Origin of the sequence: Plesiocystis pacifica SIR-1, from assembly GCF_000170895.1 — a bacterium.
Classification (GTDB): domain Bacteria; phylum Myxococcota_A; class Polyangia; order Nannocystales; family Nannocystaceae; genus Plesiocystis; species Plesiocystis pacifica.
In genome coordinates this window covers 1-19,388 of sequence record NZ_ABCS01000076.1, presented here as the reverse complement: position 1 = coordinate 19,388, position 19,388 = coordinate 1, and the positions used below count along the sequence as shown (strand labels likewise).

Below are 19,388 nucleotides of genomic sequence, written 5' to 3'. Positions count from 1 at the left end.
GCTCAGCGTGCGGTTCGCAGGCGTCGCTCCGGTCGGCGCAGGGCGATCAGGGTTCCGCAGCCGCCGTTGTCCTCGATGCGCGCCTGGGAGCTGCGTCGGACGTCGAGGCCCACGGCCCGCACGCGCTCGAAGATGGCCTGGTAGCGGGCATCGGACACGGGCGCTTGCGTCGAGGTGGGCACGGGGTTGTAGCGGTAGAGGTGGATCTTCACGCCCAGGGGGGCGGCGCGCTCGAGGAAGGCGTCGATCTCCTCGTCGCCGTCGTTGAGGTCCGCGAGCAGCAGGTAGGCGAGGGCGAGCTTGCGCTTGCGCGACCGGGACAGGCGCGGGATGGCCTCGCCGAGCAGGGAAAAGAGCGGCCCGAGGGCGGGCCCGCGGGGGACCGTGCGCGCCCGGGTGGCCTCGCGTCCGGCGTGGATCGAGAAGGTGATCCCGTTGTGCGGCGGCGCGGCGTCGGGGTCGAGCCACTCGCCGAGTCGGCGCAGCGGCCCGCCGGAGGTCGTCAGGCTCGCGGGCATGTCCCGCTCTCGACACCAGCGCACGAACTGCGCCACCGGCTCATGGTTGTGCAGGGGCTCGCCCACGCCCGACACCGTCACCCGGCGCAGGGCCAGGGCGGCCTCGGGCCCGTCGGTCGCCTCGATGTGGGCGCGGACGGCCTCGACCTGGCCGGTGAGCTCGCCGAGGCGCAGGGGTCGATCGAGGCCGTTGGCCCCAGAAGCGCAAAAAGGGCAGCCGACGGCGCAGCCGACCTGGGAGGACACACACAGCGAGTCGAGGCGGTAGAGTACGGCCTCGACCGAGGCGCCGTCGTCGAGGCCAACGACGAAGCGACGGTTGCCATCGCCCTCGCGGTGTTCCTCGACGATGCGGACCACGGGGGCTGGCTACCCCGTTCAGACCCGCGCGTCCAGGCACGCGCAGAGCACGGATGTAGCGGAAGCTGCGCCGAGCTGCCTCACATGTTGGGCCCCTGCGTCAGCGATAAGCTGTCCGTGTCCAACTTTTCATGACGGGTTGGACATCGTCTGACACTACCCACACGAAGTGGACGGGATGACCTACGCCGACAACCCCAGCAGCCCGACGGAGGGCGACGCGAAGTCGCGCCTGTTTGGCAGCGGGGACAGCAATCATCTGATGAAGCAGATGATCAAAGCCCGTTTGCTGCGCGATATCCAGCAGCCTACCCAAGCCGGCAACGACTCGGAGATGAACGCCGACACCGAGTGCGCCGACGACGACGCGGTCGACGAGACGACCGGGCCGCGCGGGAAGTCCGCACCGGTCGAGCCCGTGCGCATCGGTCGCTTCACCGTCCTGCGCAAGCTCGGCCACGGCGGCATGGGCGTCGTCTACGCCGCCTACGACGAGCAGCTCGACCGCAAGGTCGCCATCAAGGTGCTGCGCGGGGAGCTCAGCGACAGCGCCCGGACGCGCACCCGCATGCTCCGCGAGGCCCAGGCCCTCGCCCGCCTGTCGCACCCCAACGTCGTGCAGATCCACGAGATCGGCACCTGGCGCGACCACGACTTCGTGGCCATGGAGTTCATCCAGGGCCAGACCCTCGACCGCTGGGTCCACGCGCCGAGCCAGCCCCGACCCTGGCGCGAGACCCTGGCGATGATCATGCAGGCCGGCCGCGGCCTCGCCGAGGCCCACCGCGTCGGCCTGGTGCACCGCGACTTCAAGCCCGCGAACGTGCTCGTCGGCGACGACGGCCGGGCGCGCGTGCTCGACTTTGGCCTGGCCCGCGCCGCCGACAAGAGCGAGCCCGGCCTCGCCATGGACGAGATCGGGATCACCGAGGACGACTTCCGGTCGAACCGGTCGAACCGCTCGAACCACGGCTCGTGGTCCTCGGCGGCCGTGCACGACTCCCTCGGGATGTCCGTGGGCACGACCAAGAGCGCCTTCGATGCGGAGCTGACGGTCACGGGCGCGGTCATCGGGACGCCGGCCTACATGTCCCCGGAGCAGCACCTCGGCGCGTCGTCGACGGTGCTCAGCGATCAGTTCGGCTTTTGCGTCGTGCTCTACGAGGCCCTGTTTGGCCACCGCCCCTACAAGGCCGAGACCCGCACCGAGTACGCCGTGCGCGTGGCCGAGGGCGACGTCATCGTCCCGAGCGCCAACTCCGGGGTCCCGATCTGGCTGCGCAAGGCCGTCGTCCGCGGCCTCTCGCCCAACCCGGAAGATCGCTGGCCGTCCATGGACGCGCTGCTGGCCGAACTCGGCCGCGATCGTCTGCGGCGCGTGCGGACGGGCCTGGCCGCGGCCGGGCTGCTCGGCATCCTCACCGGCGGCCTGGCCCTCGGCGCCGCGTCGGCCCCGGAGGTCTGCGCCTACGACGACAGCGCCCTCGAGGGCGTGTGGGCCGAGGACGAGCGCGCGGCCGTCGAAGCGGCCTTCGGCGCGGCCCCGGTCCCGGGCGCCGCGGCCCTCGAAGCGCGCACCGTCGAGATCCTCGACGACTACGGCGCGCAGCTGATCGACGCGCGCAAGGACGCGTGCGAGGACCGCTGGGATCGCCAGGTCCAGACCGACGCGCAGCTGGCCCTGCGCAACGCCTGCCTCGACCAGCGCGAGCGCGAGTTCCGGGCCGTCGTCGACGTGCTCGCCGACGCCGACGAGCAGGTCGTGCGCCGCTCCGCGAGCTTGCTCGGCGGCCTCGGTGACATCGGCATGTGCGCGCAGATGGACGTGCTCGAGCGCACCGCCATGGGCGTCACGCTGCCCAAGGACAGCGAGTCCGCCGCCGCCGTGGCGGAGATCGAGCAAGAGCTCGCGCGCGGCCGGGCGGCGGTGTCCGTGGGTCGCTTCGCCGAGGCCAAGGCCGTGCTGACCCGGACGCAGCGCCAGGCGGAGGGGCTCGACTATCTGGTCATCGACGCGAAGACCGAGCTGCTCGCGGGGCAGCTCGACATGCGCGAGCGCAACAACGCGTCAGCGCGGGCGCACCTGCAAAAGGCGGCGGCGTTGAGCCTGGAGGTCGGCGACGACATGGTCGGCGTCGAGGCCTGGCTCAAGCTGGCCCTCGCTCAGTCCCGGCTCAACGACGACGACGCCGCCCTCGAGACCCTCGGCTACGCCGACGCGAGCATTCGACGGCTCGGCGAGCCGGCGACGCTTCGGGTCCGCTACCACATCATCCGCGGCAACGTGCTCAACGGCGCGGGCAAGTCCGAGTCGGCGCGCGGGGAGTACGACCGAGCCCTCGAGCTCGACGCCCGCGCGCAGCTCGACAACCCCCAGGTCACGGCGGGGTTGCTGGCCTCTCGGGCGGCCGCGTCGGCTCGCCTGGGCCACCGCGCCGAGGCGCGCGAGGACCTCGAGCGGGTGCTCGCCCTCGAGCCGACCCTGGGGCGCACGAACCACAAGATCCTCAACGCCTCCTTCGACCTCGCGATCATCGAGCTCGAAGAGGGCAACCTCGAGGTCGCCGACGAGCTGTTCAGCGACGCCATGGCCGGCTACCGGATCGTGTTCGGGTCCGACTACTCGGGCTTGCTGCAGGGCCAGCTGGCGCGGACCGAGATTGCTCGCCAGCGCGGGGACGTCGACGAGGCGCGCGTGCTCGTCAAGTCGACCCTGGCCAAGCTCGACGCCGACGCCCCCGGGCGCGTCGATGCCCTCGACGCCCTGGCCAACGTGGAGCAGGCCGCCGGCACCCCCGAGGCCGCGGTCGAGGCGATGCGCGAGGCCTTGAAGTTGGCGGAGACGCTGGGCGAGGACGAGTCGGTGCTCGCCTACCTGCACGCGCGCTTGGGCGAGTCGCTCGCCGCGAGCGGGGCGAGGGAGGAGGCCCTGCGCGAGTATGACGCGTCCCTCGACCTCTACGCGATCACCGAGTACGCGGAGTCGAGCGAGGTCGTCATTGCGCTCCTCGGTCGCGGCCGAATCCTTCGGGCGCAGGGCCACCCCCGCGCGGCACTCGAGGTCCTCGAGCGCGGTGTGAAGGCGCAGGGCGAGAGCTCGACGGGTCTCATCGCGGCGGAGCTGTACCTCGAGGTCGCGGAGCTCCTCGCCGAGCTCGGCGAGGACGAGTTGGTTCGCACGCGGCGAGCATCGGCGGCGCTCGAAGTCTTCTCGGGGATCTCCGGGCAGACCGCTCAGGCCGAGCGGGCTCGCGCGCTGGCCCAACCCTAGGTTCTGGTCCATATTCAAACCTCCACCGCACCGAAGAAGGTAGAACGTGAACTACAACTTCATCGACGAAGCCGCTCCGACCCTCGACACGACCATCGACCCTACCGGGAGTGTGACCCTCTCCAACGGCATCGAGCAGGGAGACCTGCTCACGGACAACTTCGGGGCGCGCTCCGTCTCGGTGTCCATCGCTCCGCCCAGCGGCTGGTCCCTCGACCGCGTCGTGTGGACCTCCGGGGGCACCGGGACCTTCGCCGTCCCCGCGGCGGGCGCGGAGACCGAGCACCCCTTCCAGTACACCGTCAGCCAAAACGGCACGTCGCAGACCGCGTCTGGCAGCTTCAAGATCAAGCGCCAGTCCGACGGCGACGGCACGGGCGACTGAGTCGTGGACGTGGGGCAGGGAGGGCGTGGCGTCGTCCACGACGGCCCAAACAGACAGAGACTGTGAATTTTCACAGTCTCTGAGCCCTACTCGCCCTTGGCGTGGATGGACCGCGCCCAGGTCTCGAGGTCCCCGAGGGTGCTCTGCAGCTCCTCGGGGTTTCGGGCCAAGACCTTCATCTTCTTTTCGAGCAGGGCCTTGCCCTTGCGGATGCGGCTGCGGACCGTGTTCTCGGGCAGGTTGACCACCTCCGCGATGGCCGAGCCGGGCAGCTCTTCCCAGTAGTAGAGCTCGAGCACGATCTGGTAGTCGAGGGGGATGCGGCGCAGGGCCTCGAGCAGCAGCTGCTGCTCGCGGCGGGCGCGGAACATGGTGCTCGGCCCGGGGGCCACGTCGCAGGCGCTGACCTCGGTGAACTCGAAGCGGTCGCGCTCGCGTCGGCGGGAGCGGAAGAAGGCTTTGAGCACGTTGTTCGCGATGCCGAACAGGAAGGTTCGAAAGCTCGCGTCCCCCCGGAAGCGGTCGCGGCTCTCGACGCAGGCCTGGAAGGTCTGCTGGACGAGGTCCTCGTAGCCGTCGACGACCTTGTTGCGGAAGAAGCGGTCGATGGCGTCGAAGTGACGCTCGAACAACTCGGACGCGGCCTGAACGTCCCCGCGCGTCCAGGCGTCGAGGAGTTCGCGGTCGGTCTTCCGAGTCGCGGGGGCCACCCGCGCACGCTAGCAGCCCGGGACCATCCGTGTCATGCGCAGCCCCGGCGAGGGAGGATTTGCCGCGCTTCGTGGCACCCATCGGGGCTGCGGGGCCTACCGAGAAAGGCAGCCGCCCACGGGTTCAACGCCAGCTGAGTCCGTGGACGACGCTTTCCTGGATCATGGGTCCCGGCGTGGCCGGGGTGGGCGACTGCTAGGCGCGAGCGCGCGGCCCAGCCGCGCTCTCGTCGCTGGGAGCGGCCGCGCGGTCAGGGCCGGCCAGCTCCCTGGCCAGGTTCAGCAGGTCCGACGGGGTCCACGGCTTGCGCAGCACGGTGTGAATGGCGAGGGCCTCCGCCCGCTCGGGGCTGACCGCGTCGGCGTAGCCCGTGCTCAGGGCGGCCGGCACCGCGGCGTCGCGCTCCCGGACGCGCTCGATCAGCTCGACGCCGTCCATCCCCGGCATGGTCTGGTCGGTGAGGATGAGCCGGATCTCGGCGGCGCGGGCCTGGTAGAGCGCCCAGGCCTCCTCGCCGTCGTGGGCCCGGAGGGTAGCGAAGCCGCCGGCTTCGAGGATCTCGCCGGCGAGGTCGAGGATGATGGCCTCGTCGTCGACGAGCAGCACGAGCGGGTCCGAGGAGGCCTCGGGGGCTGGCTGGGTCGCGGCCGAGAGCTGGGCGTTGAAGTCCCGGACCGAGGCGAGGGTCTCGTCGAGGGGGTTCAAGAGCACGCGGATGCGCGTGCCCTTGCCGGGGCTGCTCTCGATGAGCAGCTCGCCGCCGTGGCTGCGCACGGTCCCGATGACCGCGGCCAGGCCCAGGCCGTGGCCGTCGTCCTTGGTGGTGAAGAAGGGGTCGAAGATGCGGTCGATGGTCGCCTCGTCCATGCCGCAGCCCTCGTCCTGGACCTCGACGAAGGTCAGCTCGTCCTCGGTCCACGCCGGGTTGAGCAGGCCGGGGCCGACCTCGGACGCGGCGACCATGCCCGAGCGGACCCACACCCGCCCGGCCTCACCCTCGAGGGCCTCCGAGGCGTTGGTCAGCAGGTTCATGACCAGCTGCTGGAGCTGGACCGGGTCGCCGAACACCCGCGGCGTCTTGGCGGTCAGCTCGGTGACGATCTTGGTGTTCGGGTGCAGGCCCGGGCGCAGCAGCTTGCTCAGCTCGAGGCACAGCACGCGCAGATCGACGGGGATGTCCTCGGGCTGCTTTTTGCCGGCGTAGGTCAGCATCTGCTCGGCCAGCAGGGCCCCGCGCTCGGCGCTGTCGAGGATCGCGTCGAGGTGCCGGGCCTGCTCGCCCTCCCCGAGCTCGCCGCGCAGCAAGTGGGCGTGGCCGGCGATGGCGGCGAGGATGTTGTTGAAGTCGTGGGCCACCCCGCCAGCGAGCATGCCCACGCTCTCGAGCTTTTGGCTCCGGCGCATCTCGGCCTCGAGCTGCTCGCGCTCGGCCTTGGACTGAGCGCTCGAGCGCTCCCAGATGAAGGCCATCACGCTGATCGTGAACAGGGCGAGGAGCAGGTTGAGCCAGCGAAAGGCGATGGACTCCGGGGCGATGGCGCTCCCGAGCAGGTCCTCGGGCCACCCGCCGGGCAGCTCCGCGAGGGCCCAGAACGCGGTCAGGATCAGCGCCGAGAGCATGGTGAACGCGGCGGTCCAGCGCGCGCCGAGGACGAAGCTGGCGACGGTCGGGATGAGCAGCAGCCAGACCGTGAGGATCGAGTGCAGGCCGTGCTGCAAGGTGGTGGGGATCACGGTCCCGACGACGGCCGCGAGCAGCAGCCAGCCGGCGGCGAAGTTGACCGAGTGGCTGCGGCGGAGGACGGCGGGGGCGAGGGCGAAGGCGAGGGCCACGGGCCAGGTCGAGGCCGGGGTGGCGGGTCCGGGCTGGCCCTCGATCCACTGGCCGAGGTAGGGGACGACGGTGACCAGCGTGGCCATGGGCGCGAACGCGACGATGGCCCGAGCGCGCGCGGCGACCTGGGGTCCCTGGTCGAGGACGGCCTTCGGTACGAAGTGGTCGACCCAGCCCGTCGCCCGCTCCCAGGCGCGCGTCGCAAAGGATGCGAGCGATGGGCGATTGGCCTCAGACTCCACCTCTCCGTTTTACTTCCATCATATTTTCGGCGTCCACACCCGGGTGAGATAGCCTGCGAGGGTGCCGACCTACCGCGCGCGCGTGCTCTCGCCCCGGTCTCCGGAGGCCGTGGACTACTGGGAAGACGGCGTGGTCGTCGTCGAGGGCGAGCTGATCGCGGAGGTCGGGCCCTACGACGGGCTGCCCGTGGACGAGGACCTGCGCCCGGGGCTGCTCACGCCGGGCTTCGTCGACGCCCACGTCCACTACCCGCAGTCGCGGATCGTGGGCGCGGCCTCGGGGCCGCTGCTCGAGTGGTTGGCGCGCTCGGTGTTTCCACAAGAGCAGCGCTTCGCCGACGACGGCTACGCGCGCGAGGTCGCGGACAGCTTCGTCGAGGGCCTGGCCCGGGCGGGCACGACCCTGGCGATGATCTACGGCTCGGTGCACGCGAGCGCGACCCAGATCTTGCTCGAGGCCCTCGAGGCCCGGGGGCTGCGGGCGATCGCCGGCCCGGTGCTCATGGACGTCGACTCGCCCGAGGCCCTGATCCGCCCCCCGGAGCTCGCCCTGCCCGAGCTCGAGGCCCTCGCCGAGCGCTGGCGCGGGCACCCGCGGCTGCAGGTCGCCGTGATCCCGCGCTTTGCCCTGAGCTGCTCCGTCGAGATGATGGAGGCGGCCGCGGAGCTGGCCCGCGCGCGGGACCTGTGGGTGTCGACGCACATCTCGGAGAACGCCGACGAGATCGCCCTGACCTGCGCGCGCTTCCAGGCCCAGGACTACCTCGAGGTCTACGAGCGCCACGGCCTCATCCACGCCCGGACCGTGCTCGCGCACTGCATTCACTTCAGCCCGAGCGAGTGGGAGCGCATGGCCGAAGCGCAGGCCGTGGTCGCGCACTGCCCCGACTCGAACGCCTTCCTCGGCAGCGGGTCCATGCCCGTGGGCGAGGTGCTGGCTCGGGACATCCCGCTGGCGATCGGCAGCGACGTCGCCGCGGGGCGGAGTTTGAGCATCCCCCACGGCCTCGCTCACGCCTACGACAACGGCCTGCGCACGGGGACGCGCCTCGATCCCCGCCGCTTGCTGTGGTGGGGCACGGCCGGCGGGGCGCAGGCCCTCGGCCACGGTCCCACGGGCACGGGCGGCGGCCTCGGGGCGGTCGGCAGGCTCGCGCCAGGCTATGCGGCGGACATGGCCTTGCACCCGGTCCCGAGCTACGTCGAGGGCGAGGACGGGGCCCTCGGCGCGCTGCTCTTCGACGCCGATCGGCCCAGGCCGACGCGCACCTGGGTGGCCGGGCGCGAGGTCTACTCGGCGGGCGCTGGCGCTGCGGACGGCGGCGCCGGCTGAGGTTCGTCGCTGAGCTCGGGCGAGTCCTCGCCGGGCTCGGCTTCGGGCTCTTCGCCCTGCTCGGCTTCGGGCAGCGGCGCCGCGAGCTCCGGAGGCGGCGGATCGGGAAAGCGCGCTGGCGGTGCCCGATCGGCACACGCGAGCGCGCTCGCCAAGAGGATCAGCGCCGCGAAGCCTCCGCTCACGCGCAGGCTCGAGCGGCGACGATCAGTCGTCATCGTCGTCGAGGTCGTCGCTCTCGAGGTCGTCGACGTCGACGTCCTCGAGGTTCGCCGAGTCGTCGCTGCTGGTGACGGTGCCGTCGCTGCTGTCGGCCGAGTCGGAGTCGCCGTCCTCGTCGTCGTCATCGTCGTCGTCGTCGTCCTGGAGCTTGTCCGGGTCCGCCGACAGCTCCTTGACGTCGTCCTCGTCGTCGTCGTCGTCGTCGTCGAAGGAGGCGGCGTCGATGAAGGTCGCCTCGTTGCCCGAGCTGGCCATCAGCGAAGCGCGCTGCTCCTCGATGTAGCCCTTGATCGTCTCCTCGACGTTCTCGGTGTAACGGACGACACCCTTGGCGACCTCGCGGAGCGCGACCACGCCCGACTTGTTGTCGCTCTCGACCTGGGCCGTGCCCTTCCCCTCGCTGAGGGCTCGGGCCCGGCGGGAGGCGAGGACCGTGAGCGCGAAGCGGTTGGGGACTTGTTCGAGGCAGTCTTCGACGGTGACGCGTGCCATGGGAGGGGCGGAGTATGGTGGTCCACGGGGCGCTTGTCCACCCAGCCTGCTTCGCTGGGCGGTTTCGACGCCGGTTGCGGCGAGGAGGACGTGAACGCATGTTCCGAGAGATCGCCCAAAATGCCAGCTGTTAGGCTCTGGGGGCGATCGAGCCCGAACCATGAAATCGAAGCAAGTGGCCCAAGCGACCGTGGACTGGCCCACGCTGTTCGCCTCGCTGTCTGCGGCATCGGCGGAGCAGGCGAGGGTGGTGGCCGACACGCGGGCTCGGCTCGAGCGCGCGCGGAGCTTGATGCACGGGCGCTACGCCGAGCCCCTCGACCTCGAGCGGCTCGCCCGCGCCGCCCACTTCTCGCGCCACCACTTCGTCCGCAGCTTCCGCCGCGAGTTCGAACTCACGCCTCATCAGTACCTCACCCAGCGCCGCGTCGCCGCGGCCAAGGAGCTGCTCGAGGGCACCGAGCTGAGCGTCACGGAGGTCTGCCTGGCGGTGGGCTTCTCCAGCCTGGGTTCGTTCTCGACGCTGTTTCGTCGCCACGTCGGCCACGCGCCCGCGCACTACCGCCGCCTCGTGGTCCCGAGTGCCGGCGTGCCTGGCCCCGCGCTGTTCGTGCCTGGCTGCTTCATGGCGCGCCATCGGCCGCTGAGCAACTTTCGAGAAGCGTCGCCGCAGGGCCTCTCTTAGAGTCGCCGCGCGATGATCAAGTCCCTGTCTCACGCCACCATCTACGTCACCGATCACGACGAAGCGCTCGATTTCTACACCAAGAAGCTGGGCTTCGAGGTCCGCATGGACGCGACCATGGACGGCTTTCGCTGGGTCACGGTCGCGCCCAAGGACCAGCCTCAGCTCGAGCTCGTGCTCATGAAGCTCGCCCCGAGCCCGGTCATGGACGAGGGCACGGTGGCGCAGATGCGCGAGCTGCTGAGCAAGGGAGCCTTTGGCACCGGGGTGTTCGCAACCGCGGACTGCCGGGGGACCCACGCCGAGCTCTCGGCCAAGGGCGTCGAGTTCATCCAGCCCCCGACGGAGCGGCCCTACGGCACCGAGGCCGTGTTCAAGGACCCCTTTGGCAACTGGTTCTCGCTGACCCAGCACCGCCAATGAAAAAAGCGAGCCACCCGTCGGCGCAGGGTCTCCCCCAAGCACCTGCGCCGACGAGTGGCTCGACGGGTCGTTGCCGACCGAATCGCATCCTGGCCACAAATGGGCCGTATATGTGGGTTTCCCCCTTCGGTCAGCTCAACTTCGACACCGACTTCGCTGCACTTTCCGGGTGCGAGTCGTCGGTCGCCCCGTGAGGGACGCTGTGATCGAGTAGTGCCTTGGGCTCGGCGACTCGATCACGAGGCGGACGAGAAAAATCGTGCGCGGGTTGTTCGGCCCTTGCGTCGGCCCATCCAGCCCAGGGCGAGGAGCAGCCAGAGCAGCCGGGGGCGCGGAGTCTCGGGCACCGAGCAGCCGGCGTGGCTCCCGCTTTCGCCATCTTCGCCGGAGTCGGAGCCCGAGTCGTCTGCGCAGCCTCCGACGCAGGGGCGCAGCTGCGCGGGCTGGGAGAGGTGGGCGACGGCGCTGCGTCCGAGGGCATCTGTCACTCGCACGCGCAACAACAAGGTGGGTTGGTCGCTGGCCTCGGCGTCGCGACCGGGGGGCCCGAGGGCCTCGAGGGGCGGAGCGGTGAGCGCGAGGCTGAAGCTACCGTCGGTGATCGCCTCGGCTTCGAGGAGCGGCCGCCAGTCGAGCTCGGGCGCGAAGGGAGACCAGTCCACGCTGGCGAGGGCAGGCTCGAGGAGATCGGCGCAGCCCTCGAGGGTGAAGGCGCCGTCGGCTTCGAGGATCAGCTCGGGGGAGCTCAGCGCGAGGGCCGGGAGGTCCTGCTCGGGATCGTCGAGGTCGTCGACGATCTTGATGAAGCCAGGGCGCGGGGACCACAGGTTCAAGGGCGGCTCGAAGGTGTAGCCGGCGACGCGCCACACCCCGACGGGGACGTCGGCGAGGGTCCAGTCGACGCCGGCCTCGGCGGCTGCGAAGGTGATCGGGCGGCGGTCGTCGTCGGCGGTGATGCGCCGGGCGCAGCTCGACCACTCGGGGTGGGCGTCGAGGATGCCCAGGTCCGAGATGATCGCCTCGGCCTCGGCGGCGTCGAGCAAGCCCGCGTCGAGGCTGCGGGCGAGGTCGTCGGCGGTGATCCACTCGGGGAGCAGCTCGGTGCTTGGACGGTCCCGACACAGCGCGAGGAATTGGTGCGTGCGGCTGTCTTCGAGCTCGTCGGCGGTCAGCAGCGTGTCCTCTGCGGGGATGGCGTAGTCGAGGTGCAAGGCGGCGTCCTCGGAGCCTCCGCGCTCGACGACCTGGCCGCAGCTGGCCCCGGGCCACAGCACGGGGGTGCGGACGTGGAGCTCGTTGCCGGCCTGGGCGCGCGCTGGAGCCAGCGCCCAGGCTGAGAGCCCCAGGAGCCCCGCGAACGCGGCGCGCAGCGCCTGTCGGCTGTTCCGTGCTCCGGCCACGTTTGGACCTTAGCAGGTACTGGGCGAGCGGCCGGGCAGACGCGGGCGCGCAGCTGTGGCAGGTTGGGAGAGGTGACTTCGCGCGTGTCCACGGCTTCGACGGCTTCGACGGCTTCGGCTTGGCTGGCGCTGGGCTTCGCGCTGGCGCTCGTGGCCTGCCCGGACCCGGGCGGCGACGAGGGAGGCTCGGACGGGGACGAGGCCGAGACGGAGGCGGCGGGCGAAGACGAGATCGGCGAGAACACGCCCCCGCCCGCGCCGATCTTGCTCAGCCCCGAGGACGGCGCCGTGGATGTCCCGCCCCAGTCCCAGCTGTGTTGGGAGGAGAGCGTCGACCCCGACGGCGACGCCGTGGGCTACCGGGTGTGGGTCGACGGGGTCGAGCTCGCCAACGGCAAGACCGGCGACTACGGCTTCGCCTCGACCTGCACGGGCCCCCTGGACTTCGCCGACGACCGGACCTTCACGTGGTGGGCCCGGGCCTTCGAGCTCGACCGCCCCGGCGATCCCGAGGCCGAGTCTCCGGACAGCGAGACCTGGAGCTTCACGACGGCGTGGACGAGCGGGGCCATGCCGGTGTTCGAGGCGGACTTCGAGGACGACCCGAGCGCGGCGGGCTGGACTGTGTCGGGGGGCGCGAGCTCGGGGGACTGGATCTGGGGCACGCCCGCGGTGGTCTACGACAACGACAGCGCGGTGTCCCAGCCCGAGGGCTGCTCCCTGGGCCAGGGCTGCTTCTATACCGGGGCCAACCCCGACGGCCTGCTCGGCGAGGCCGACGTGGACGGCGGCGCGGTCGTGTTGACCTCGCCGCCCTTCGACGCCGGCGAGGCGACGAGCCTGTCCGTCGGCCTCGACCGCTTCTTTTACCGCTCGGACCTCGTGCCCACGGGCGTCAGCTTCGAGCTCGCGCTGTTGGTCCCGGCCACGCCCGGGGAGGCCGTCGATCCCGACGACCCGGACAGCTACACCGCGCACGTGCTCGAGAAGCTCGACGGCGGCCCGACGGCGACGCCCGCCAACGCCTGGAGCGCGGTCGCCTTCGCGGCTTGCGGCGTGGCCCTCGGCCCGGACATGCGCCTGCGGATCACCGCCGCGGACCTCGTCGACCCCGAGGCGGTGATCGTCGAGGCCGCGATCGACAACGTCGAGGTGCTCGGCTACATCGACGATGACGTGTGCGCGCCAGGGCCCGGGGCGCTGTGCGACCCCGACAACCCGGCGGTGGCTTGCGGGGAGGAGCTGCTGTGCTGCGCCGAGGGCCCGGTGTTCGACGGCGTGTACCGCTGCGAGCACCCGGTCCCGGCCATGGGCGACACGCCGCCCGCGGAGCCTGGGGATCCGCTGACCGGACCCTTGGGCTGCGACGCCCCCGACCTGGTCGTGCTCGACGAGGACCTGATCGTCTACCTGCAGAACCTGTTCGTGGCCCCGGGCTCGTGCACTCTCTACGAGGGCTGCGTCGGGGGCACGGGCTGGCGACGGGTGCTGCGCTTCGACACCAAGACCGCCAACCTCGGGGCCCGCGACCTGCTCCTGGGCGTGCCCGCCAACCACCCCGACCTCTACAGCTACTCGCCCTGCCACAACCACCATCACTTCGACAACTACGCCTCCTATGTGCTGCTCGACCCCGCGGACGACAGCGTCGTGGCCGAGGGGCACAAGCAGGCCTTTTGCCTGCTCGACTTTGAGAGCTGGGCGTGGGAGGGGATGTCGCGCCAGGAAGACGGGACCTACACCTGCATCAACCAGGGCCTGTCGCTGGGCTGGTCGGACACCTACGCGGCGAGCGTGGACTGCCAGTGGATCGACGTCACCGGGGTGGAGCCGGGGGAGTACACGCTGCGGATGGAGATCAACCTGCCGCCCGAGGGCAAGGCCCACTCGACGCTGGTCGAGTTGCGCTACGACAACAACGTGCTCGAGATTCCCGTCGAGGTGAACTGATTTTGCCCCCGCAGGCGGCTGGGACCGGGGACGCGCTGTTTTACCCCCGCCGACGGGTCGGACCGGGGACGCTTCGTCGCTGTCCGCTCCTCCGCTTTGGTTTGTCCTCAAACTCGTTCGTGCCTCCTCAGACCGCATGTGGTCGCCCCCCGAGGGGGCGTTTGTGTGTCGGGGCTCGTGGTGGTGGCGGGCGGCGGTGGTTTTGGGCGGTCCGTGGGGGCGCCTCTTGGTGCTGGCTGCTGGTAGAGTCAGCCATGCTCGACCGTAGAAGCTCCGATGACATCAATGGTCCGCGGCGTGGCGATCGGGCTGGCCGCGCTGAGCTCGTGGCTGCTCGGCATGTTCTGAGCCTCACCGCGTGAATTGACACCTCGTGTTGGGCTGGCGTGCATCGGTGGCCTCGCTATGATCTCGCCATGGTTGCCCCCCAAAACTTGCGTGATTTGACCTCTCCCATGCTGCGGCGTTGCGGCATCGCTTGTGTCGTCTACCTGTCTGTCGCGGCGCTCGCGTGCACGGTGGAGGTGGTCGAGGACGAGGGGGCAGGGGAGACCGCGGGGGACTCGGCCGATGACGAGGGGGGCGACGGGGGAGATGGCGGTGACGCGTCGGGGGACGGGGGTGATGGCGGGGACTCCGAGAGCAACCCCGACAACCCCCACGATGATCCTGCTCAGGAATGCGTCGACCGCATCAACATGTTCCGGGCGACCATCGACCTGCCGCCGCTCGAGCGCTGGGTCGACGCCGAGGTCTGCTCCAACGGCCAGTCCGAAGATGACGCGGCCACGAACACGCCCCACGGCGCCTTCGGGGCGTGCAACGAGTCGGCCCAAAACGAGTGCCCCGGGTGGCCAGGGCCGCCCTCGGCCATGCTCGAGGGCTGCCTGCAGCTGATGTGGGACGAGGGCCCCGGCGAGGACTTCTCCGAGCACGGTCACTACATCAACATGAGCAGCACGCAGTACACCAAGGTCGCCTGCGGCTTCTTCGAGACCGCCGAGGGCAGCTGGTGGTCGGTGCAGAACTTCAAGTAGCTCGAGTCGGCAGGCTGGTCGGGCCCCAGTAGCGGCGCACCGGGAAGGCCGCGCCGTCCCAGCAGGCCGCGCCAGCGTAGTCGCCCGCGCAGGGCAGGTCGACGAGCTGCCAGCGCGAAGGGTCGTCGCCCTCGCGCTCGGTCCGCATCACGCGGGGCGCCTCGTCGCGGCCGAAGGTGATCGAGAAGCGGTTGGAGGGGAAGCTCATGCCCGTGCCCAGGGCCTTGAGGTAGGCCTCCTTGCGGGTCCAGGCCCGGTAAAAGGCGGGGCACTGCTCGGCCGCGGCCACGCGCCGGAAGTAGGCGAACTCGTCGGCGGCGAAGAAGGTCTCGGCGATGCCGATGAGGTTGCGATCGCAGCGCGCGTGCTCGACGTCGACGCCGAGCTCGTGGGCGCGCAGATCCAAGATCACGGCGACGAGCCCCGCGGCCTCGGAGTGGCTGAGGTTGAAGCTCAAGGTCGCGGTGGCGAGGTCGCTGCTGGTGCTAGCGAGGGTGCACAGGAGCTCGAAGCCAGGCCCCTCGCGCCGCGCGGAGGGCTGCAGGGCGGGGTCGAGGTCGGGCTTGTCGTGCTCGCCGTAGACGAAGCGGACCTCGCCAGCGGGCATGCCCAGGTAGTGGCCGAGGACGCGCCGCAGCTCGGCCCGGGCGCGCAGGCTTTGGGTGGCCTTGCGCGGGATGATGATGCGATCGCCCTTGGCCTGCTCGGCCTCGGTCAGCAGGGCGCGGTCGTCCGCGGACTCGCGCTTGCCCAGGTCGAGCTCCCACACGTCGACGACGCGAGCCGCGAAGCGGTGGGTCTCGAAGGCGGCGTGGGCGGGCGTGGGCGTGCCGGTCCAGCGGTCGGGGGTCGGGGTCTGGATCATCGCTCGCGCTGGTTTTGCAGGACGTTGCACTGCTTGCGGACGAACAGCGCCGTGCCGCCGATGCTGTTGCTGCGTCCGGGCTCGGGGTGGGGGGCGACGCTGCGGGACTCGTCCCACTCTCCGGCGACGCGCAGCCACACGCGGTGACCGTTGGGGACCTGGAGGGTCTGCACGCGGGTCGAGCCGACGCGCACCGTGGGCGTCGCCGCGCTCGGGAGCTCGGCGGAGACGGCGAGCACCACGGCCTCGGGGCAGCTGTTGCGCACGGACACCTGGAGGCCCATGCTCGAGCGCTCGGCCGGACCCCCGGCGGCGCCTCCCTGGCCCGCTTTGCCGGCCTCGCTGGGCCCCTGGGGCCCGCAACCCAGCAGCAGGGTCAGGCTCATGGTCCAGGCGACGAGGCTCCCTTTTGTCGGGGGCATCGACGGAGTGTAGCCCACGCGCGCATGCGCTGGTGACGTTGTCACCACGGGCCGCGCACGATTGTCGCGCGCCGAGCGGTCCGGGACGGTGGAGGCGCGGCCCGGCGCTGGCATACTCGCCGCGATGACTGCCCTCCGCCCCCGTGTTCGCGCGCTGCTCCCGGCTCTCGTTTTGACCCTGGTCTCCCTGGAGCTGGGCGCCTGCGTCAGCGCCAAGGAGTACGACGAGCTCGCGGCCGATCTGGCCAAGGCCCGCGACGAGCTCACGGCCGCGCGCGCCGAGTCGAAGGACCTGAGCGTCGCCCTGCAGGAGGCCGAGACCGCGGCCCAGCTGCTCGGGGCCAACATCGCCGACCTCGAGGACCAGCTGCGCACGGCGGAGGTCCGCGCGCAGGAGGCGGAGACCGAGCTCGCGGGCGTGCTCAAGGACAAGAGCAACCTGAGCGCCTCCGTGGAAGAGATGCAGCAGGCCCTCGCCGAGCTCCAGCGCCTGCGCGCGGCGGCCGAGGTCCGCGCGGGCATGTACCGCTCGGTGCTCAACAAGTTCAAGACCCTCATCGACAACGGCACCCTCAAGGCCAAGATCGTCGACGGGCGCATGGTGCTCGAGCTGCGCACCGACATCCTGTTCGACTCGGGCAAGGCCAAGCTGTCCGACGAGGGCGCGGCCACGGTGGGCGAGGTCGGCAAGCTGCTCGCGGAGCTGTCCGACCGCCGCTTCCAGGTCGAGGGCCACACCGACAACGTGCCGATCAAGACCAAGGCCTTCCCCTCGAACTGGGAGCTGGCCTCGGCCCGGGCGATCACCGTGGTCAACGAGATGATCGCCGCGGGCATGCCAGCGACCAACATCAGCGCGGCGGCCTACGCCGACACGCGCCCGGCCGCGAGCAACGCGACCGACGAGGGGCGCGCGCAGAACCGGCGCATCGAGATCGTGCTGATCCCCGATCTGTCGGACTTGCCGGGCGCCGAGGACATCGAGAAGATGTTCAACGGCCCGCGGAGCTGACAATCGGCCGTCGTGGACGGAGCTGCGCCCGCTTTGTCGCCGCGGGCGCGGCTATACTCGGGCCATGAAGCGCGAGCTCTTCGACGAAGATCACGAACTCTTTCGCCAGTCCGTCCGCGGATTCATGGAGCGCAACGTCGTTCCCAAGCAAGAGCAGTGGATCGAGGCGGGCTCGGTGGATCGCGAGGCCTGGCTGCAGGCGGGCGAGGCCGGGCTGCTGTGCCCGTGGATCGAGGAGGAGTACGGGGGCCCCGGGGGCGACTTCCTGCACTCGACCATCGTGTCCGAGGAGCTCAGCCGGGCCTACGAGTCGGGCTTTGCCATCCCCCTGCACTCGGACATCGTCGTGCCCTACATCCACAGCTTCGGCAGCGCCGAGCAAAAAAAGCGTTGGCTGCCGGGCTGCGTCAGCGGCGAGCTGATCACCGCCATCGCCATGACCGAGCCGAACACCGGATCGGACCTGGCGGGCCTCGAGGCGACGGCCAAGAAGATCGAGCGTGACGGCGAGACCCGCTACGTGCTCAACGGCTCGAAGACCTTCATCTCCAACGGCATGCTCTGCGACCTGTGCCTGGTCGCGGCCAAGACCGAGAACAGCGAGGACCCCCACCGCAACGTCTCGCTCTTCGTCGTCGAGGCGGGGACGCCGGGCTTCGTCAAGGCCAAGAAGCTGGCCAAGATGGGCCTCGCCTCGCAGGACACCGCCGAGCTCGCCTTCGAGGACTGCGAGATCCCCGAGGCCAACCGCATCGGCCCCGAGGGCGCGGGCTTCATGATGCTGATGAACAAGCTCCAGCAAGAGCGGCTCGTCGTGGCCATCATGTGCCAGGCCTCGGCCGAGCAGGTCCTCGCCGACACCTTGAAGTACGTCGGCGAGCGCGAGGCCTTCGGGCGCCCCATCGGCAAGTTCCAAAACACCCGCTTCAAGCTGGCCGACTGCGCCACGGAGGTCGAGGTCGGCCGCCACTTCCTCGACGCCGTCGTGCGCCGCCACGCCAAGGGCGAGTACCTGGTCAAGGAGTGCTCCATGGCCAAGCTGTGGCAAAGCGAGATGCTGTGCCGCGTCGTCGACGAGTGCCTGCAGTTCTTCGGCGGCTACGGCTACATGCTCGAGTACCCGATCTCGCGGGCGTACATGGACGCTCGTGTTCAGCGCATCTACGCCGGGACCAACGAGATCATGAAGGTGATCATCGCCAAGCAGCTCGGGCTCTGAGTTCTGTTTTGCCCCCACAGCCGCCTGGGACCGGGGGCGCTTCGTCGCTGTCCGCTCCTCCGCTTTGGCTTGGTGGGCAATGGGGTTCGTGCCTTTGAGAAGGCTGGTGGTCGCCCCCGCAAGCGGGGGCGTGGATTCCTTGACAATCTCTGAGTCGTGGACGTGGGGCAGGGAGGGCGTGGCGTCGTCCACGACGGCTAAAATAGTCAGGGGCTGTGGGTTCATCCATAGCCCCTGAGTCGTGGACGTGGGGCAGGGAGGGCGTGGCGTCGTCCACGACGGCTAAAATAGTCAGGGGCTGTGGGTTCATCCATAGCCCCTGAGTCGTGGACGTGGGGCAGGGAGGGCGTGGCGTCGTCCACGACGGCTAAAATAGTCAGAGGGTTGGCCGAACTCGTTTTGGCCGACCCCCTGAGTCGTGGACGTGGGGCAGGGAGGGCGTGGCGTCGTCCACGACGGCTAAAATAGTCAGAGGGGTGGCCGAACTCGTTTTGGCCGACCCTCTGAGTCCCGCTGTGTTCCCACGCAGGCGTGACCGTGGAGTTTGGCCGCAGCGAAAGTGGGGCAGGATTGGACGCCCTCGAAACCTGCGTCCGGCGCCGCTTCGGGGCGCACCCATCCAAGGGGAGGGGAGCGCAAAAAAACTTGGAAGCGGCGAAGCAGCCGTAGCTGCGGGCTCGGGACCTTGGTCGACGCAGAAGCTCGAAGACGCTCACGCCTCGAGCGTCGACGAGCGGCCCTTCTCTCGACCCGTGGTAGCCTGGTCAGACGCAGTAGGTCGTCGTCCATGGATCCGGGGTGGGTCCGAAGGCAAAGGGAGTTCGTGATGTCCCCGTCGACCGGCCGCTGACTCGAACGTGGTACAGGCGCCGTGAACCGATCCTCGGACTCCATGAAGATCTTGACCTGGCAGGACTTCGACGAATTTTGGGAGGCCCTCGAGGCCTCCCACGCCGAGACTCCCTACACCTTCGACGCCTACGACGAAGAGGTCGCTCGCGTGGCCT

Annotated in this window: 17 protein-coding genes; 9 read left to right on the top strand and 8 right to left on the bottom strand. The window is 70.4% G+C overall.

Translation table 11 applies throughout. From position 1 onward, the window contains the following. Nucleotides 1-2: 2 nt before the first annotated feature. Nucleotides 3-878: a hypothetical protein gene (locus PPSIR1_RS29465; RefSeq protein WP_006974866.1), complete on the bottom strand. Its 876-nt coding sequence runs from the start codon at nucleotides 876-878 to the stop codon at nucleotides 3-5. A gap of 178 nt (nucleotides 879-1,056) precedes the next feature. Between PPSIR1_RS29465 and PPSIR1_RS29460 the strand changes: the two genes are divergently transcribed. Further along, complete coding sequence (locus tag PPSIR1_RS29460) at nucleotides 1,057-4,149, top strand: serine/threonine-protein kinase (protein WP_232296566.1); 3,093 nt, start codon at nucleotides 1,057-1,059, stop codon at nucleotides 4,147-4,149. A gap of 46 nt (nucleotides 4,150-4,195) precedes the next feature. Beyond that, a complete protein-coding gene (locus tag PPSIR1_RS29455; protein WP_006974864.1) occupies nucleotides 4,196-4,534 on the top strand; it encodes a hypothetical protein in 339 nt (112 codons plus the stop codon). 86 nt (nucleotides 4,535-4,620) lie between these two features. Here PPSIR1_RS29455 and PPSIR1_RS29450 read toward each other — a convergent pair whose 3' ends face one another. Continuing rightward, entirely contained in the window at nucleotides 4,621-5,244 is a 624-nt protein-coding gene (locus PPSIR1_RS29450; protein ID WP_006974863.1) for an RNA polymerase sigma factor, read from the bottom strand. A 196-nt stretch (nucleotides 5,245-5,440) separates the two neighbouring features. Next, the gene (locus tag PPSIR1_RS29445; protein ID WP_006974862.1) at nucleotides 5,441-7,321 is read right to left on the bottom strand and encodes an ATP-binding protein; all 1,881 of its coding nucleotides are present in this window, start codon (nucleotides 7,319-7,321) and stop codon (nucleotides 5,441-5,443) included. Between the two features lie 61 nt (nucleotides 7,322-7,382). Here PPSIR1_RS29445 and PPSIR1_RS29440 point away from each other — a divergent pair, with 61 nt between their 5' ends. Further along, the gene (locus tag PPSIR1_RS29440) at nucleotides 7,383-8,654 is read left to right on the top strand and encodes a guanine deaminase (protein WP_045116998.1); all 1,272 of its coding nucleotides are present in this window, start codon (nucleotides 7,383-7,385) and stop codon (nucleotides 8,652-8,654) included. Here PPSIR1_RS29440 and PPSIR1_RS29435 read toward each other — a convergent pair. Both PPSIR1_RS29435 and rpoZ read right to left on the bottom strand, forming a co-directional pair. Next, nucleotides 8,612-8,872, bottom strand: a complete 261-nt coding sequence (locus tag PPSIR1_RS29435; RefSeq protein ID WP_045116997.1) for a hypothetical protein — start codon at nucleotides 8,870-8,872, stop codon at nucleotides 8,612-8,614. The genes PPSIR1_RS29440 and PPSIR1_RS29435 overlap by 43 nt on opposite strands. After that, nucleotides 8,862-9,368 carry a DNA-directed RNA polymerase subunit omega gene (gene rpoZ / locus PPSIR1_RS50870; protein ID WP_006974859.1) on the bottom strand — a complete coding sequence of 169 codons (507 nt, stop codon included), beginning with the start codon at nucleotides 9,366-9,368 and terminating at the stop codon, nucleotides 8,862-8,864. The genes PPSIR1_RS29435 and rpoZ overlap by 11 nt, the downstream gene beginning before the upstream one ends. Nucleotides 9,369-9,528: 160 nt before the next feature. Between rpoZ and PPSIR1_RS29420 the strand changes: the two genes are divergently transcribed. Together PPSIR1_RS29420 and PPSIR1_RS29415 are read left to right on the top strand one after the other, a co-directional pair. Next, complete coding sequence (locus tag PPSIR1_RS29420) at nucleotides 9,529-10,053, top strand: helix-turn-helix domain-containing protein (protein WP_006974858.1); 525 nt, start codon at nucleotides 9,529-9,531, stop codon at nucleotides 10,051-10,053. A 12-nt stretch (nucleotides 10,054-10,065) separates the two neighbouring features. Further along, nucleotides 10,066-10,476: a VOC family protein gene (locus tag PPSIR1_RS29415; RefSeq protein ID WP_006974857.1), complete on the top strand. Its 411-nt coding sequence runs from the start codon at nucleotides 10,066-10,068 to the stop codon at nucleotides 10,474-10,476. A gap of 236 nt (nucleotides 10,477-10,712) precedes the next feature. Here the strand turns inward: PPSIR1_RS29415 and PPSIR1_RS29410 are convergent, their stop codons facing one another. Further along, nucleotides 10,713-11,876, bottom strand: a complete 1,164-nt coding sequence (locus PPSIR1_RS29410) for a hypothetical protein (protein WP_006974856.1) — start codon at nucleotides 11,874-11,876, stop codon at nucleotides 10,713-10,715. A gap of 84 nt (nucleotides 11,877-11,960) precedes the next feature. On the opposite strand from PPSIR1_RS29410, the gene PPSIR1_RS44190 reads away from it, so the two are divergent. Both PPSIR1_RS44190 and PPSIR1_RS48400 read left to right on the top strand, forming a co-directional pair. Continuing rightward, nucleotides 11,961-13,826 (top strand): lysyl oxidase family protein, encoded by a 1,866-nt coding sequence (locus PPSIR1_RS44190; RefSeq protein ID WP_006974855.1) that lies wholly within the window; start codon nucleotides 11,961-11,963, stop codon nucleotides 13,824-13,826. Between the two features lie 416 nt (nucleotides 13,827-14,242). Beyond that, nucleotides 14,243-14,863 carry a CAP domain-containing protein gene (locus tag PPSIR1_RS48400; protein ID WP_157596103.1) on the top strand — a complete coding sequence of 207 codons (621 nt, stop codon included), beginning with the start codon at nucleotides 14,243-14,245 and terminating at the stop codon, nucleotides 14,861-14,863. On the opposite strand, the gene PPSIR1_RS29395 is transcribed toward PPSIR1_RS48400, so the two are convergent. Both PPSIR1_RS29395 and PPSIR1_RS29390 read right to left on the bottom strand, forming a co-directional pair. Beyond that, the gene (locus PPSIR1_RS29395) at nucleotides 14,856-15,728 is read right to left on the bottom strand and encodes a 4'-phosphopantetheinyl transferase family protein (protein ID WP_006974852.1); all 873 of its coding nucleotides are present in this window, start codon (nucleotides 15,726-15,728) and stop codon (nucleotides 14,856-14,858) included. The two genes, PPSIR1_RS48400 and PPSIR1_RS29395, sit on opposite strands and share 8 nt — an antisense overlap. Next, complete coding sequence (locus PPSIR1_RS29390; protein ID WP_157596102.1) at nucleotides 15,725-16,150, bottom strand: hypothetical protein; 426 nt, start codon at nucleotides 16,148-16,150, stop codon at nucleotides 15,725-15,727. The genes PPSIR1_RS29395 and PPSIR1_RS29390 overlap by 4 nt, the downstream gene beginning before the upstream one ends. A 124-nt stretch (nucleotides 16,151-16,274) precedes the next feature. On the opposite strand from PPSIR1_RS29390, the gene PPSIR1_RS29385 reads away from it, so the two are divergent. Further along, the gene (locus tag PPSIR1_RS29385) at nucleotides 16,275-17,162 is read left to right on the top strand and encodes an OmpA/MotB family protein (protein WP_086001807.1); all 888 of its coding nucleotides are present in this window, start codon (nucleotides 16,275-16,277) and stop codon (nucleotides 17,160-17,162) included. 64 nt (nucleotides 17,163-17,226) lie between these two features. Next, nucleotides 17,227-18,381, top strand: a complete 1,155-nt coding sequence (locus PPSIR1_RS29380) for an acyl-CoA dehydrogenase family protein (protein WP_006974849.1) — start codon at nucleotides 17,227-17,229, stop codon at nucleotides 18,379-18,381. Nucleotides 18,382-19,388: the final 1,007 nt, after the last annotated feature.